Source organism: Duganella aceris, from assembly GCF_011090165.1.
Taxonomy (GTDB): Bacteria; Pseudomonadota; Gammaproteobacteria; order Burkholderiales; family Burkholderiaceae_D; genus Rugamonas; species Rugamonas aceris.
In genome coordinates this window covers 621418-637288 of the sequence record NZ_JAADJT010000001.1, presented here as the reverse complement: position 1 = coordinate 637288, position 15871 = coordinate 621418, and the positions used below count along the sequence as shown (strand labels likewise).

Sequence of the window (15871 nt, the reverse complement as noted above, 5' to 3'; positions counted from 1 at the left end):
ATTTATATTTTTAGTTTAATATCGAAAATACATTGAGCCAAATTCCGGACTGTCTTGCGGAAGGTTTTTATTTTTTGAAGATTTCACCAGGTCAATATTGTGCGGATTTGGAAGCTCCAAGACTGAAAAAACTTTCTCCGCAACTTTTGCAAAAGGCATCCACTGCCTAGCCATGCTAATAATCGCAATCGCGCAAAACACAGTCAGTCCTAGAGGCAGCCACCAAGCACCTCCTGTGGTCATATACTTCCAACCATCGATAAATGCATCTAACCCTATGGTCAAGAAAACGATAGAAATTACGACCTGAAGCATCACTGCCGTTATCAGCCACCACTTGAATGCATTCTTGATATGGCGGGTTTTTGCTCTGGAACAGTGGGGATATAAAGAAATTGTCTGGTCTGAAGGGCGTGCAACTCCAAAAACTTCATAATGGTCAGATTGCCACTCTGCGGCAACCTTCACCTCGTCTCCCTCATGAAAAGGGCTGTACCAAAGCCAACCTTTTATTATTTTTCCGTCAAGACTGAATTCAACGTAGTCCGCGTCCTCCTCCGTTGAATTTGCGTTGCTTGCAACTGAAATAGCTTGTCCTCCCATGCCAGCTAGGGACGCGGCAATGGCAATAACTTCAAGCTTAGTCCGGTCGTTTTCTGTATAAACGAAGCTTGCTTGCTTACGTGATACCTTATAATTTAATATTTTTCCATTTAATTTGACCAATTTGAAGCGATGACTTATAACATTGTTCATGGATTTCTTTCTCAGCCATGTTAATTCTCAATAACGAAAATACATTGATCCAAATTCAGGTGTATCCTGTGCCGTTCTTTGTTTTTTTGAGGATTTAACCAAGTCAATATTGCTTGGTTCCGGCAATCCAAAAATTACAAATACTTTTTCGGCGACTCTTACAAAAGGCATCCATTGATTAGCCATGCTAGCAACTGCAATCGCGAACGCTGCGGATACGCCTACCGGTAACCACCAAGCACCCTCAAAAAGCATATATCGCCAAATTTCTAAAAAGGTATCCCAACCGATCGCTAACAATCCCAGAGAAATTATAATTTGCAAAGTGATAGTAGAAATTATCCACCATTTGAAAGAGTTTTTAAGATGTCGATTTTTTGATCGGGAGCAATGTGGGTACAAGGAAATGGCCTTATCAATTGGTCTCGTCACGCCAAACACCTCGTAATGATCTTTCTTCCATTCGGCAGCGACCTCCACATAGTCACCATCTTGGAACGGACTTCGCCATAGCCAACCTTTTATGGATTTTCCTTGTAAATTGAATTCCACATAATCCGCATCTTCGTCGGTTGAAGTGGCGTTACTTGCGACTGGCATCGCTTGCCCGCCCATACCCGCCAGCGAAGCTGCAATAGCGACAGCCCCTAGTTTATTTTGACCGCTTTCAGTGAAAACAAAGCTAGCTCGTTGCCTAGATACTGTGTAATTTTCAATTTTTCCAGTTAGCTTAATTATCCCAGTTGCCGAAGGATGCTTTATAAACTCTGTCATGGATTGCCTGTGATTGGGAACGACTGCGTACCGCACAGGCACTATTGCCAGACCGGACTTGTTGCAATTAGCGCAATTTGGATTTGAGGGCTGATGCAAGCCATGATGAGTCGCCAGCAAGTCGATTGCAGTTGATCGGTACGTTACTTGTGCTAAATAATTATCTCATCAATAACTTTTGAGCCGTGTTCGCTTGGATCCGCGCGGGCTGGCGGATAATAGCTATCCCATGTGCCGTCATCATAGTTAAAAGCGATTGAATCTATTGGAACAATCAATTTTGCATATGGGGCAAAAGGCCGTACACTAGCGTCTCAATGATTCACAACCCAACGAGGAAACCACAATGTCCCTGATCAATTCGCAAGTCAAACCATTCAAGGCCACCGCATACGCAGACGGCAAATTCATCGACGTGAGCGATGAATCCCTGAAAGGCAAGTGGTCCGTCCTGATGTTCTACCCAGCCGACTTCACCTTCGTCTGCCCGACCGAACTGGAAGACCTGGCCGATCACCAGCCTGAATTCGCCAAGCTGGGCGTGGACGTGTATGGCGTGTCGACCGACACCCACTTCGCGCACAAAGCATGGCACGACACCTCCGACGCGATCAAGAAAGTGAACTACCCGCTGATCGGCGACCCAACCGGCACCCTGTCGCGCAACTTTGAAGTGATGATCGAAGAAGAAGGCCTGGCACTGCGCGGCACCTTCGTCATCAATCCAGAAGGCTTCATCAAAGTGCTGGAAGTGCATGACAACGGCATCGGCCGCGACGCGTCGGAACTGCTGCGCAAAGTCAAAGCCGCGCTGTACGTCGCTTCCCACCCAGGCGAAGTTTGCCCAGCTAAATGGACCGAAGGCGCAGCAACCCTGACCCCATCGCTGGATCTGGTCGGCAAGATCTAAGACGAGAAGCAAGTCTTGAGCAAGACTGCAGCACACAAGTAGTTACCGCGATGCCGGTCCGGGCGTCCGGCCCGGCATTCGCCTAAATATTTGTAGAAAAGGAAGAAAATCATGTTAGATGCAACTCTCAAAACCCAGTTGAAGGCTTACCTGGAAAAAGTCGTACAACCAATTGAGATCGTCGCTTCTCTCGATGACAGCGCCAAAGCCCGCGAGATGGAAGAACTGCTCCAGGAAATCGTCCTGTTGAGCGACAAGATCACGCTGGTCAAGCGCACCGACGATGCCGAACGCAAACCGTCGTTCAGCATCAACCGCCCGGGCAGCGATATCGGCGTGCGTTTCGCCGGCATCCCGATGGGCCACGAATTCACCTCGCTGGTGCTGGCGCTGCTGCAGGTCGGCGGCCACACCATCAAGTTCGACGACGCCGTGATCGAGCAGATCCGCAACCTGGACGGCGATTACGCGTTCGAAACCTACATCTCGCTGACCTGCCACAACTGCCCGGAAGTTGTGCAGGCGCTCAACGCGATGTCGGTGATTAACCCACGCATCAAGGTCACCACCATCGACGGCGGCGTGTTCCCGAAAGAAGTCGAAGAGCGCCAGATCATGGCCGTGCCGATGATGTTCCTCAACGGCGAGCACTTCGGTCAGGGCCGCACCAACGTCGAAGAGATCCTCGCCAAGCTGGACACCAACGCCGGCGTGCGCCAGGCGGCCGAGCTGAGCAAGAAAGACGTGTTCGACGTGCTGATCGTCGGCGGCGGTCCCGCCGGCGCGGCCGCGGCAATCTACGCCGCCCGCAAAGGCATCAAGACCGGCGTGCTGGCCGAGCGTTTCGGCGGTCAGGTGCTCGACACCCTGGCGATCGAGAACTTCATTTCGGTCAAGGAAACCGACGGTCCGAAATTCGCCGTGGCGCTGGAGCAGCACGTCAAGGAATACGAAGTCGACATCATGAACACGCAGCGCGCCAGCAAGCTGGTGCCGGTCGGTAAGCTGGTCGAGGTGCAGACCGCCTCCGGCGCCGTGTTGAAAGCCAAGTCGGTGATCCTGGCGACCGGCGCCCGCTGGCGCGAGATCAATGTGCCGGGCGAGAAGGAATACCGCAACCACGGTGTCGCCTACTGCCCGCACTGCGACGGTCCGCTGTTCAAGGGCAAGCGCGTGTCGGTGATCGGCGGCGGCAACTCCGGTGTCGAGGCGGCGATCGACCTTGCCGGCCTGGTCAAGCATGTGACGCTGATCGAGTTCGGCGCCGAGCTGCGCGCCGACGCGGTGCTGCAACGCAAGCTGCACAGCCTGAAGAACGTCACCGTGATCACCTCGGCGCAAACCACCGAGATCCACGGCGACGGCAAGATCGTCAACGGCTTGAGCTACACCGACCGGGTGTCGGGCGAGTCCAAGAAGGTCGAGCTGGAAGGCGTGTTCGTGCAGATCGGCCTGGTGCCGAACACCGAGTGGCTGAAAGGCACGGTGGCCTTGTCGCGCCACGGCGAGATTGAAGTCGATGCGCGTGGCCAAACTTCGATCCCGGGCGTGTTCGCCGCAGGCGACGTCACCACGGTGCCGTACAAGCAGATCATCATCGCCACCGGCGATGGCGCGAAGGCGGCCCTGTCGGCCTTCGACCACCTGATCCGCTCGGACGACGACGAAGTGGTCGAAGAGTCGGCCGACAAGCAGGCGATGACCGCTTAAGCGTCGACGAAGCCAAATGAAGCCGGGAGCAATCGCTCCCGGTTTTTTTTTGCGCATGGCTTCCTACACGCCGGCGCGGGTGTGTCCTACGATCAAAATGTTTTGGGCCGGTACGATATGGGCGCCGATTGACACTCTGTTAGTCATCAACCCCAACGAGGAAATCATGTCCAACAAAAAATCCACCGCCGCCACCGATGTCGCCAACCTGATCACCGAAGCGCGTTCGCACTTCGACGCCGCCGCCGCGACCCCGATCGCGGACAAGGCCAAGGAACTGCGCGAGCAGGGCAGCGCCGCGCTGACCAAGGTCGGCACCGCCTATGATGAACTGCAAACCAGCGTGGTCGATGGCGCCGAAGAAGCGGCCGGCTCGGTCGATGCCTTCGTGCGCGCCAACCCATGGCGTAGCGCCGTGCTGGCCGCCACCGTCGGCATCCTGGGCGGCGTGCTGATCGCGCGCAGCTAAGACCTCAGCGAGAAGCGCCGGCCTGGCCGCCTCAAACGGCCAGGTCGGCGCTGGCCTGCTTGACACGCAGCGCCATCGCATTGCGGTGGCGGGCGCGCAGGCGCGGATCGGTGATCAGCAGGCCCAGCGTTTCGCCGATCACCATCACCACCCCCAGCAACGGCAGCACCAGCATCAGGCCCGCCACGCCGGCCACCATGCCGCCGATGAAGATCATCAGCACCGTGATCAGCGGATGGATGTGCAGGCTGCGTCCCAGCGTCATCGGCATGAAGATGAAATCGTCCAGCAGGCGCACCGCGATGAACACGCCGATCGCCATATAGGCCACCGCCGGATCGGCCGGCGCGTCGGTCGACGCCACCATCACCACCAGCACGCAGCCCACGATCGAGCCGACGTACGGCACCCACGCCAGCAAGGCGGCGATCAGTCCCAGCACCAGCGGCGAGGAGACGCCGATCGCCCACAGCCCGAACGCGAGCACCGCCGTGTCGATCACGGTCAGCTTGATCAAACCCTGGAAGTAGCGGTGCGCGGTCTGGTCCACTTCGTGCAGCAGGCACAGCGTCTTTTCAAAGAAAGCATTGGGCACGGCGCGCGCGAGAAATTTCTTGAAGCGCAGGCCGTCGCGCAAAAAGAAGAAAGTCAGGAACGGCGCCAGCAGCAGCGACGGCAGCCATCCGGCCACCGACACCAGGATGTCGGTCAGGTGCTTTTGCACGAAGCCGCCGGTGAAGGCGGTGACGCGGATGTTGACCGTCCTGGCCAGCTTGACCTGTTTCAGGATCGGGAACTGCTGCTCCAGCGATTGCATCGTGTGCCGCACGAAGTCCAGACCGCCGGTCATGTAGGTGCCCAGCATGTCCTGCCACGACGATTCCGACGGCGCCGAGTTCCAGAACACGGCGATGAACACCGCCAGCGACAGCAGCACGAAGAAGGCGAAGCCCACCGTCAGCGCCGCCGCGTTGTGGCTGACGCCGACACGGATCAGACGCTGCATCGGCGGCTGCAGGATGTAGTACAGCACGATGCCGAGCAGGAAGGGGATTGCCAGGAAGAGCATCTGCTGCAACAGGAACAACAGCACGCAGGTGGCGGCGATGATGCCGCTCCAGACCACCGGTCCGGCGCGCTGCTGGGTCGGCAACAGGTTCATAGCGCCTCGACCTGCGGCTTGCCGGTCATCCAGTCGCGCAGGCGGGCGCCGATATGGCGCGCCAGTGCCAGCGAAATCTTGTAGCCGATCACGGCGTCGGTGTCCATCAGTCCCATGAAGTCGGCGCGGAAGAACACCGCCAGCTCGCAGTTGTCCAGCGCCCGCGTCTGCGCGTTGCGCGGCGAGTTGTCCAGCAACGCCAGGTCGCCGAAGAAGGAGCCGGCCGACAGCTCGGCCACCACTTCACGGCCGGCGCCCAGCTGGCGGCTGATGATGACCCGGCCCGACATCACCAGGTACAGCGCCTGACCTTCCTCGCCTTCGTCGAAGATGATTTCATCGGCCAGGAAGCGGCGCTCGTGCATCAGGCGGTCGACGATTTTCAGTTCAAGCGGGGTCAGCGTCGCGAACAGCGCCGAGTCCTTCAGCCGCAGCAGGCGCGGCGACAGTTGCGGGGATTTGAGGAAGCCAAAGATCAAGGGAACTCCGTGAGGTACTTTCAAACAGACACCCGCATTGTCGCCGGTTTTTCCCCCTTTGCCGCACGGTGTTGTTAATAATTCACAGTTGTAGCGTGCCGGCCAGCGGCAGCGCCGGGTCGAGGTGGCTGGTCAGCAGGATGCACTGGCGCGCCAGCCTTTGCGGCGATGACAGTTCGCGGCGCAGGTAATCGACGGCGTCGGCGTCGAGGCCGTTGAACGGTTCGTCGATCAGCAGCAGGCGCACCGGCAGCGCCAGCGCCAGCGACAGCTGCATCTTCTTGTGCTGGCCGAGCGACAGCGTGGTGACAGGCTGGTCCAGCGCCGCCATCAGATGGAAGGCGTGCAGCTCGGCGTTGAGCAGCGCGGCGTCGGTGGCGGGATACAGCGCCAGATGCAGGTCCAGCACTTCGCGCACGGTCAGCCACGGCAGTTGCGGCGTGTCGCCGCCGCAGTAATAACAGTGCAGACGGTAGGCCAGCGGCTGCGCCTGGAGCTCCATGTCGTCCAGGCGGATGCTGCCGGCGTGCGGCGTCAGCGCGCCGCCCGCCAGTTTCAGCAGCGTGGTCTTGCCGGCGCCGTTCTCGCCGCGCAGCCAGGTGACGCCGGCGCCCAGACGCAAGCCGAAGCCGCGAAACAGTGCGCGGTTGGCGTATTCAAAACTCAGGCCTTCGATTTGCAGGATCAATTCCATAGTTCGCTTCCGATGGCGGTGAGGAGGAGGATGGCGCCGAACACCAGTCCGACCCGGCCGCGCGCGCTCAGGCGGCGCAGCGAGACCACGGCGAGCTGCGCGACGGCGGCGCAGCACAGCCAGACGATGGCGACGGTGTGGCTGTAATGTGCGCCGGCTCGGACCAGCGTCAGCAGCGCGAAGCAGGCCATGACGCACAAGCCGGGCAGCAGCGAGAACAGCATGGCGCAGCGGAACAGCCGTTCCGGCCGCATCGGCCAGCCGGCGACGATGGGACGCAACAGCGCGATCTGTTCGGCCACGGCCTTGTCGCCGCGATCGGTCAGCAGCATCAGCGCCAGCGCGGCGCATGCGCCCCACAGCGCCGGCGGCACCAGCGGCGGACGCCACAACCACAGCGCGACGCTGAACAAGGCGGCGCACAGCAGCAAGGTTTGCTGGATGCCGACCAGGTTCTCGGCGCGCCAGAACGGATGCCAGAACAGCTGGCGCCAGTAGTAGCCCAACGGCGCGCGGCGCGGACTGTCGGGCCGGCCCGGCAGTCCAGGCAGACGAGGCAAACGAGGCAAACGAGGCACATAAGCGGTGGCGACTGCGCGCGCGCGGCCCGGCTTGCGCGCCGCCGGCATGCGCGCGCGCCGCGCCAGCATCAGCGTCGACAGCAGCCACGCCAGCAGCAGCGTCAGCACCGTCAGCAGCAGCGCCTGCGGCGCGGCGGGTCGCAGCCAGTCCGGCCATTGATACAGCCAGATTGCGGTGGACACCGCATAGGCCAGGCTCAGCGGACCGACAATGAGACCGGCCACCGATGCTTCGGCGGCCCAGCGCTGGCGCGGCGTGATCGGCAGCGGCCGGCTCCACAGCAGCACCTCGGCCGGATGCAAGCGCTTGCGCAGCAGCCACACCGGCGCGCTGGCCAGCAGCGTCTGTCCGGCCAACAGCGCCAACGCCTGCGGCCATGGACGCGTCGCGGCCAGCAGGCCGGGCAGGGCGATGCAGGCGATCAAGCCCAGCATCACCGGCGCGAAGCCGAGCAAGACGATTTCAAGGGAACTTTGCAGGCTGGCGGCGAAGCGCAGCAGCGCGTGGTGGGCCATGCGCAGGCGGAAGCGGCGATAGGAAAGCGGCAGTTTATTCATCGCTCATCAGCATACAACGCAAACCGGCGGCGGAAATGAATAAGGGCCCAATCAATGATTGGGCCCTTAAGGAATTTGGCGGAGCGGACGGGACTCGAACCCGCGACCCCCGGCGTGACAGGCCGGTATTCTAACCAACTGAACTACCGCTCCAAATTTCGTTTTTTCAGTTTTCTCTGGTGGGTGCTGAGAGGCTCGAACTCCCGACCTACGCCTTGTAAGGGCGCCGCTCTACCAACTGAGCTAAGCACCCAGAAAACTTATCAGCGCTTGTTTTTAATTACCGACAACCGCTGAACGAGGCCGTATTCTACAAGCTGGTTTATCGGTTCCGCAAGGGTTTTTGAAATTAATTTAGAAAATTAATTTCGCGGCAGGAATCCGGCACAATGGCCTGCATGAAAACCATCGCCCCCGATCACACCCTCGACCCGCTGTACCGCCGCGTCAGCTGGCGGCTGATGCCGTTCCTGTTCCTGTGCTTCGTGGCCGCCTACCTGGACCGGGTCAACGTCGGCTTCGCCAAACTGCAGATGCTCAACGACCTGAAGTTCAGCGACACCGTGTACGGCATCGGCGCCGGCATCTTCTTCATCGGCTACTTTCTGTTCGAGGTGCCGTCCAATCTGTTGATGACGCGCACCGGCGCGCGCATCTGGATCGCCCGCATCATGATCAGCTGGGGGCTGATCTCATCGGCGCTGATGTTCGTGAACGGCGTGGCCAGCTTTTATCTGCTGCGCTTTCTGCTCGGCGCGGCCGAGGCCGGCTTCTTCCCCGGCATCATCCTGTACCTGACGTACTGGTATCCGGCGCACCGGCGCGCGCGCATGGTGGCGCTGTTCATGAGCGGGGTGGCGGTGGCCGGCATCGTCGGCGGCCCGCTGTCGGGCTGGATCATGAAGAGCTTCGCCGGCCTGCACGGCCTGAGCGGCTGGCAATGGCTGTTCCTGCTGGAAGGCTTGCCGTCGGTGCTGATCGGTGTCTGGACCCTGTTCTATCTCGACGACGGCATCCGTGACGCGCGCTGGCTCGGCGAGCATGACAAGCAGGCGCTGGAGCGCGCCATCGTTGAAGACCGCCAGCATCAGCACAGCATGCCGCTGGCGCAGCTGTTCCGCAGCGGCAAAGTGTGGCTGCTGGCGCTGGTGTACTTCCTGTGCGTGATGGGCTTGTACGGTGTCAGCTTCTGGCTGCCGCAGCTGATCAAGAACAGCGGCGTGACCGATGTGTTCGACATCGGCCTGCTGTCGGCGGTGCCGTATGGCGTGGCCGCCGTGGTGATGGTGCTGGCCGCGCGCCACTCGGACCGCAGCGGCGAGCGGCGCTGGCACACCGCCGTCGCCGCGCTGGCCGGCGCGCTGGGCCTGGTGGCCGCCACCGTGTGGAGCGACAACACCGTGATCGCGCTGGCGGCGCTGAGCGTGGCCACCGCCGGCATCCTGACCACCTTCCCGATTTTCTGGAGCCTGCCGACCGCGCTGCTGGGCGGCACGGCGGCGGCGGCCGGCATCGCGATGATCAACTCGATCGGCAACCTGGCCGGCTTCGTCAGCCCGTATCTGGTGGGTGCGATCCGCGACGCCACCGACAGCACCGCCAGCGGCATTTATTTGCTGGCGGCCAGCCTGCTGGCGGGCGCGGTGCTGGTGGTGACGGCGGTGCGGCCGCCGCGCTAGCGCTTGCGGGCCGCCCGGTTTTGGTGAATACTGTATGTATTCACAGTAACCTCACGCATTATGCTTGAACCGCAACGGCGCATCGCCCATCTCGACATGGATGCGTTCTACGCTTCCGTCGAACTGCTGCGCTACCCGGAACTGCGCGGCTTGCCGGTGGTCATCGGCGGCGGCCGCGACGCCCAGCCGGTGGCGCAGGACGACGGCACCCACAAGTTCGCCCGGCTGCGCGACTACGTCGGGCGCGGCGTCATCACCACCGCCACCTACGAGGCGCGCGCGCTCGGCGTCGGCTCGGCGATGGGCATGATGAAGGCGGCCAAGCTGGCGCCGGACGCGATCCTGCTGCCGGTCAACTTCGACGCCTACCGCCATTATTCGCGGCTGTTCAAGGCCGCCGTGTCCGCCATCGCGCCGGATCTGGAGGATCGCGGCATCGATGAAATCTATCTCGATCTGACCCATGTCGAAGGCGAAACCCGCGAGCTGGCGACCCGCATCAAGCAGGCGGTGCGCGACGCCACCGGGCTGTCGTGCTCGATCGGCATCACGCCCAACAAGCTGCTGTCGAAGATCTGCTCCGACCTGGAAAAGCCGAACGGCCTGACCATCCTCGGCTTCGACGACATCCCGGCGCGCATCTGGCCGCTGGGCGTGCGCAAGATCAACGGCATCGGCCCGAAGGCGACGGAAAAGCTGGCGGCGCTGGGCATCGCCACCATCGGCCAGCTGGCCGAGGCCGACGCCGGCCTGTTGCAGGACCACTTCGGTGCGCATTACTCGGCCTGGCTGGCGCAGGCCGCGCACGGCATCGACCACCGCGAAATCTCCACCAGCTCGGAGAGCAAATCGATCAGCCGCGAGACCACCTTCGAACGCGACCTGCACGCGCGCCACGACCGCGACACGCTGTCCGGCATCCTGACCGCGCTGTGCGACCGTCTGGCCGACGACCTCAAGCGCAAGGGCTACGTCAGCCGCACCATCAGCATCAAGCTGCGCTTCGACGATTTCCAGATCGTCAGCCGCAACGTCACCTTGCCGCAGCCGGTGGCCGACGCCGCCGCGATCCTGCACGCGGCGCGTGAATGCCTGAAGCGGGTGCCGCTGCAGCGCAAGCTGCGGCTGCTCGGCGTGCGCGCCAGCACGCTGGAGCCGCCATCTACCGAGGCCGCGCCGCGTCGCGCGGTGCAGGGCGATTTATTTGCCTGATCGTTATCTTTCCGTAACAATTGTAACGCGATGTAACGCGTAAATTGTAACATGTTGTGTTTACGAGACCTTTTTTTGGTGCAATTACCGCACCAAAAAGTCGTACGACCAGATGCCATATAGTTAATTACCATAAGTAAACAAGTGTGTCAAAAAATCATGATTAAAAAATAACTTGTCTATATGTATTATCAAACCTCCTATCGACGTAAAAATAACGGAGGGATGATGTTCAAGAGCAAATTCAATATGGGACGACTGGTCGCCGCCGCCGGCTTCGGCATGGCGCTATGGGCAACAAACGCCGCCGCTGCGGGCGTCAGCACGTATTCGGTGCTGGAAGGCTGGGTCAGCAGCGTCGGCGGCAGCGACGAGGCGACACCGCAAAACAATACCTTCACCGGCAGCGAGAACGGCCAGAGGTTCAACAGCTGGGCATCGTTTTATATACCTGCCGGCAACTATCAGAGCGCAACGTTGACGTTGACTCCCGGTTCCTATGGCGAGCTCGGACCGGCCGTCATCGGCTTGTTCGACGTCGCGACACCGATGAGCGCCCTGCTGAACACCTTCCATCCGGGCGTCGATGTATTTAACGATTTGGGCGGCGGCCGCGAGTACGCCGCCGCCACATTTTACGATCAGCCGCTGAGCATCACGCTCAACGGCCGTGCATTGGCCGACATCAACGCCGCCGGCGGCAGCTACTTCCTGATCGGCTTCACCAACAAGACGCTGAACGCGCAACCGATCCGGCCCGAGGGCGTGATGGGCAGCGGCATCTACATTTCCGGCAACGGCCGCAACCAGACGCGGATGGAACTGGACCTCGGCCTGGCCGCGCCGGTGCCCGAGCCGTCGACCTGGATGACGCTCGGCGCCGGCTTGCTGTTGCTGGGCGCGGTGGCGCGCCGCCGCCGTCCGCCGCAATTGAAACGGGCGCTGGCCGCGCTGGCGCTGGGGGCCGGCGTCGCCGTGCTGCCGGCCGCGCACGCCGACACGCTCAACTTCGACAGCGTCGACCCGGCCTTCCTGTGGGACGGCGACAGCGTGCTCAGCGGTGGTTACGCCTTCACCGGACTGTTTGTCGGCGATCCGTCCGACGGCGGCGGCCTGGTCGGCGCCGTGATCGACGGCAGCGATCCTTTCCTGTGCTCGAACATGGCCTGCCCGTCCAACAACAGCAGCCACTACCTGGCCGGCCTCAACGACGGCAAGATCAACATGAGCTCGGCCACCGCCGGCCAGACCTTCCACCTGGGCAGCTTCGACGCCGGCTTCATCGGCCACGATTTCCTCGGCTCGCCGGAAGTGTCGGGCGTGCTGTGGCTGACCGGGACCCGCGCCGACGGCAGTACGATGGACGAATATTTCGCGCTGGCCAAGCCGGACTTCGGCTTCCAGCACTACCAGACCAGCGGCGCGTTCGGCGCCAGCGCGTTCGTGTCGATTTCGATCACCAGCTTCAGCTGCGATTTCGACGGCGACTGCAACGCCTTCAATTCCAACCAGGCGCAGTTCGGGCTGGACAACATCAGCGACGTGGCCGCCGTGCCGGAGCCGTCCACCTACGCCATGCTCGGCCTCGGCCTGGCGCTGGTCGGTGTCGCCGCGCGCCGCCGCGCGGCCTGAGTTCCCCCTTTCGATATCAAGGATAGTCATGAAACTTCATCCCGTTTCCCTGGCGGTGCTGCTGCTGTGCGCCACCGTCACCCACAGCGCCGGCGCCGACGAGGCGCGCCGCAGCTACCTGGTGCGACTGACCGACAAGCCGGTGGCCGCCTACACCGGCGGCGTCGCCGGCCTGCGCGCGACGCAACCGAGCGGCGGCGTCCACCTCGACCTGAACTCGCCCGAGGTGCAGGTCTACAGTGCCTACCTGGACCAGCAGCGCGCCAAGGTGCGCGCCACGGTGCCGGCCGCGCCGGTCATCTATGACTACAAGGTGGTGTTCAACGGCTTCGCCGCGATGCTGACCGACGCCGAGGTGCGCCAGCTGGCCGCCAGCAGCGGCGTCTCGGCGGTGTTCGCCGACGAGCGGCGTCGCCTGCTCACCAGCTACACCCCGACCTTCCTCGGCCTCGACCAGCCGGGCGGCCTGTGGAGCCAGCTGGGCGGCAAGGAACACGCCGGCGAGGACGTCGTCATCGGCGTGCTCGACGGCGGGGTCTGGCCGGAAAGCCTGTCCTACGCCGACCGCGTCGACGCCCAGGGCAAGCCCAGCTTCGACGCCGCCGCCACCCCGGCCTACGGCGCGCCGCCGGCCAGCTGGAAGGGCGAGTGCACGCCCGGCGAAGGCTTCGAGCTCAGCCATTGCAACAACAAGCTGATCGGCGCGCAATACTTCGACGCCGACTACCGCGAGCAGGGCCTGACGCCGCACTGGAGCGACTTCCGTTCGGCGCGCGATTCGCTCGGCGGCGGCGTCGGCCACGGCGGCCACGGCACCCACACCTCGACCACGGCCGGCGGCAACAACGGCGTCGCGGCCGGCGTCGACGGCGTGGCGATGGGCGCCACCTCCGGCATGGCGCCGCGCGCGCGCATCGCCATGTACAAGGTGTGCTGGTCGTACCAGGACGACACCGACGCCACCGGCGCCACCAGCAGCTGCTTCACCGGCGACAGCGTGGCGGCGGTGGAGAAGGCGGTGATCGACGGCGTCAACGTGATCAATTATTCGATCAGCGGCGGCGACCGGGTCGACGATCCGGTCGAGCAAGCCTTCCTGCACGCCGCCAGCGCCGGCGTGTTCGTGGCGGCGGCGGCCGGCAACTCGGGGCCGACGGTGTCGGTCAACCACGTCAGCCCATGGCTGGCGACGGTGGCCGCGTCCACCCACGACCGCCAGATGAGCGCGACGCTGACGCTGGCCAGCGGCGTCAAGTACATCGGCGCCTCGCTGAACCAGACGCCGCTGCCCAGCAGCCCGCTGATCCGCGCCGAGGACGCCGGCGTGGCCGGCGCCGACGCCACCGCGCTGTCGCTGTGCTATAGCGCCGCCTCCAACGGCGGCGCGCCGCTGCTGGACGCCGCCAAGGTGCGCGGCAAAATCGTCAGCTGTACCCGCGGCAGCATCGACCGGGTCGAGAAAAGCCGCGCGGTGCTGGAGGCCGGCGGCGTCGGCATGGTGCTGGTGGACGACGGCAACGGCCCGGTGGCCGATGTGCATTCGGTGCCGACGGTGCACGTCGGCGTCGACGACGGCCACCGCATCCAGCAGTACGCCCAGGCCAAGGGCGCGGCCGGCGACATCAGCCGTTTCGCGCCGACCCGCGGCCTGGTGCCGGCGCCGGTGGTGGCCGGCTTCTCGTCGCGCGGCCCGAACCGCACCGATCCCAACCTGCTCAAGCCCGACCTGGCCGCGCCCGGAGTCGACATCCTGGCCGGCGTCACGCCCGGCCTGACGCCGGCGCAGCGCGACGCGGTGGCGCTCGGCACGCTGACGCCGCCGACCGCGTTCGCGTTCTACCAGGGCACCTCGATGGCGACCCCGCACGTGGCCGGCCTGGCCGCGCTGCTGCACCAGCGGCATCCGGACTGGAGCCCGGCCGCGATCAAGTCGGCGCTGATGACCTCGGCCACCGACACGCTGCCCGACCAGCTGAGCGGCGCCGCCGCCGGCATCCTGCCTTGGGGCCAGGGCGCCGGCCAGGTGACGCCGAACGGCGCCGCCGACCCCGGCCTGGTGTACGACGCCGCGCTGCCCGATTATCGCAAGTACATGTGCGGGCTGGGCATCGCCGACCAGTGCGCCGACGGCACGCTGCAGGCCTTCAATCTGAACCTGGCCTCGATCACGGTCGACAACGTCATGGGCAGCCAGCTGGTCACGCGCAGCGTCACCAACGTCGGCGACCGCAACGCCACCTACCACGCCAGCGCCAGCCTGAGCGGCTTCAGCGTGACGGTGACGCCGGCCGAGCTGACGCTGGCGCCTGGCGAGCGCAAAAACTTCACGGTGACGCTGACCCGCAACGGCGCGCCGGACAAGGTGTGGCAGTACGGCCACCTGGTCTGGAGCGACGGCACGCACAGCGTGCGCAGCCCGGTGCAGGCGCGCTCCGGTCCGCCGCTGGTGGCGCCGGCGCTGGTCACGGCCGACCGCGCCAGCGGCATGCGGCTGATGAGCGTGAATACCGGCTACAGCGGCAAGCTGACGGCGGTGGTCGGCGGCATGAAGGAGGTGACCCGCACCGCGCTCAGCGTCGGCAAGGCCGCCTCCGGCAGCGCCGACACGGTGGCGCAGGCGGTGGCCAGCTGCAAGGCCGGCGCCACCGGCTTCAAGCTGGTGCCGTTCAGCGTGCCGGCCGGCACGGTGGCGGCGCGCTTTGAAACCTTCGACCGCGACATCGACGGCGGCGCCGACGGCCGGCAGGACCTGGACATGGTGCTGCTCAGCGGCGGCGCGCTGGTCGACTACAGCATGCATGTCGGCGCCAACGAGGCCATCATCCTCAGCAGCCCGCCGGCCGGCGCCTACCAGCTGTGCCTGATCGGCTACGACCTGGCCGGCGGCGCGCCGGCGGCGTTCACGCTGTCGTCGGCGCTGGTCGGCAAGGCCGACGCCGGCGGCAACCTGAAGGCGGCGGCGCCGGGCAAGGTGTACGCCGGCAGCACCGCCACTGTCGGCCTGAGCTGGTCCGGCCTGGCGGCCGGCAAGCGCTACGTCGGCGGCGTGCAGCTGCTCGACGCCAGCGGCGCGGTGGCGGCCACCACCGTGGTCAGCATCGGCACCGACGCCGCGCTGCCGCTGGCCGGCGCCGAGCAGCGCGTCAGCAAGCGCAAGCCGACGCTGTAACGCAGGGGTCATCCAGGACGGCCGCCGCGCGCATGGCGGCGGCCGCTCCGCATGCTGCGATTTGTAACTCAGTTTGCTTGCATTAT

The 15871-nt window shown here is 63.4% G+C and carries 13 protein-coding genes and 2 tRNA genes; 7 read left to right on the top strand and 8 right to left on the bottom strand.

Annotated features, from left to right (window positions below; all coding sequences use genetic code 11):
* Positions 1 to 15 precede the first annotated feature (15 nt).
* Positions 16 to 756 carry a putative type VI secretion system effector gene (locus tag GW587_RS02740; protein ID WP_166098220.1) on the bottom strand — a complete coding sequence of 247 codons (741 nt, stop codon included), beginning with the start codon at positions 754 to 756 and terminating at the stop codon, positions 16 to 18.
* 27 nt (positions 757 to 783) lie between these two features.
* On the bottom strand, positions 784 to 1530 hold the full coding sequence (locus tag GW587_RS02735) for a putative type VI secretion system effector (protein ID WP_166098217.1): 747 nt from the start codon (positions 1528 to 1530) through the stop codon (positions 784 to 786).
* A 346-nt stretch (positions 1531 to 1876) separates the two neighbouring features.
* On the opposite strand from GW587_RS02735, the gene ahpC reads away from it, so the two are divergent.
* From ahpC to GW587_RS02720, 3 genes are all read left to right on the top strand, one after another.
* Positions 1877 to 2440 carry an alkyl hydroperoxide reductase subunit C gene (gene ahpC, locus GW587_RS02730; RefSeq protein WP_166098214.1) on the top strand — a complete coding sequence of 188 codons (564 nt, stop codon included), beginning with the start codon at positions 1877 to 1879 and terminating at the stop codon, positions 2438 to 2440.
* A gap of 111 nt (positions 2441 to 2551) precedes the next feature.
* Positions 2552 to 4150 carry an alkyl hydroperoxide reductase subunit F gene (gene ahpF / locus GW587_RS02725; protein WP_166098211.1) on the top strand — a complete coding sequence of 533 codons (1599 nt, stop codon included), beginning with the start codon at positions 2552 to 2554 and terminating at the stop codon, positions 4148 to 4150.
* 166 nt (positions 4151 to 4316) lie between these two features.
* The gene (locus tag GW587_RS02720; RefSeq protein ID WP_166098210.1) at positions 4317 to 4619 is read left to right on the top strand and encodes an ElaB/YgaM/YqjD family protein; all 303 of its coding nucleotides are present in this window, start codon (positions 4317 to 4319) and stop codon (positions 4617 to 4619) included.
* 31 nt (positions 4620 to 4650) lie between these two features.
* Here GW587_RS02720 and GW587_RS02715 read toward each other — a convergent pair whose 3' ends face one another.
* From GW587_RS02715 to GW587_RS02690, 6 genes are all read right to left on the bottom strand, one after another.
* Positions 4651 to 5781 (bottom strand): AI-2E family transporter, encoded by a 1131-nt coding sequence (locus GW587_RS02715; protein ID WP_166098207.1) that lies wholly within the window; start codon positions 5779 to 5781, stop codon positions 4651 to 4653.
* Positions 5778 to 6260: a cyclic nucleotide-binding domain-containing protein gene (locus tag GW587_RS02710; RefSeq protein WP_166098204.1), complete on the bottom strand. Its 483-nt coding sequence runs from the start codon at positions 6258 to 6260 to the stop codon at positions 5778 to 5780. The genes GW587_RS02715 and GW587_RS02710 overlap by 4 nt, the downstream gene beginning before the upstream one ends.
* 82 nt (positions 6261 to 6342) lie before the next feature.
* Positions 6343 to 6954, bottom strand: coding sequence for an ABC transporter ATP-binding protein (locus GW587_RS02705; RefSeq protein WP_166098201.1), 612 nt, complete (start codon positions 6952 to 6954; stop codon positions 6343 to 6345).
* Positions 6945 to 8093: a hypothetical protein gene (locus tag GW587_RS02700; RefSeq protein WP_166098199.1), complete on the bottom strand. Its 1149-nt coding sequence runs from the start codon at positions 8091 to 8093 to the stop codon at positions 6945 to 6947. The genes GW587_RS02705 and GW587_RS02700 overlap by 10 nt, the downstream gene beginning before the upstream one ends.
* A 76-nt stretch (positions 8094 to 8169) precedes the next feature.
* A tRNA-Asp gene (locus tag GW587_RS02695) sits at positions 8170 to 8246 on the bottom strand.
* 24 nt (positions 8247 to 8270) lie between these two features.
* A tRNA-Val gene (locus GW587_RS02690) sits at positions 8271 to 8346 on the bottom strand.
* Between the two features lie 145 nt (positions 8347 to 8491).
* Between GW587_RS02690 and GW587_RS02685 the strand changes: the two genes are divergently transcribed.
* The 4 genes from GW587_RS02685 (at position 8492) to GW587_RS02665 (ending at position 15785) form a co-directional block, all read left to right on the top strand.
* On the top strand, positions 8492 to 9772 hold the full coding sequence (locus GW587_RS02685) for an MFS transporter (RefSeq protein WP_229259256.1): 1281 nt from the start codon (positions 8492 to 8494) through the stop codon (positions 9770 to 9772).
* A 60-nt stretch (positions 9773 to 9832) separates the two neighbouring features.
* On the top strand, positions 9833 to 10984 hold the full coding sequence (dinB, locus tag GW587_RS02680; RefSeq protein ID WP_166098194.1) for a DNA polymerase IV: 1152 nt from the start codon (positions 9833 to 9835) through the stop codon (positions 10982 to 10984).
* Between the two features lie 249 nt (positions 10985 to 11233).
* Positions 11234 to 12616, top strand: a complete 1383-nt coding sequence (locus GW587_RS30960; protein WP_207393310.1) for an NF038120 family PEP-CTERM protein — start codon at positions 11234 to 11236, stop codon at positions 12614 to 12616.
* Positions 12617 to 12644: 28 nt separating this feature from the next.
* On the top strand, positions 12645 to 15785 hold the full coding sequence (locus GW587_RS02665; RefSeq protein ID WP_166098191.1) for a S8 family serine peptidase: 3141 nt from the start codon (positions 12645 to 12647) through the stop codon (positions 15783 to 15785).
* Positions 15786 to 15871: the final 86 nt, after the last annotated feature.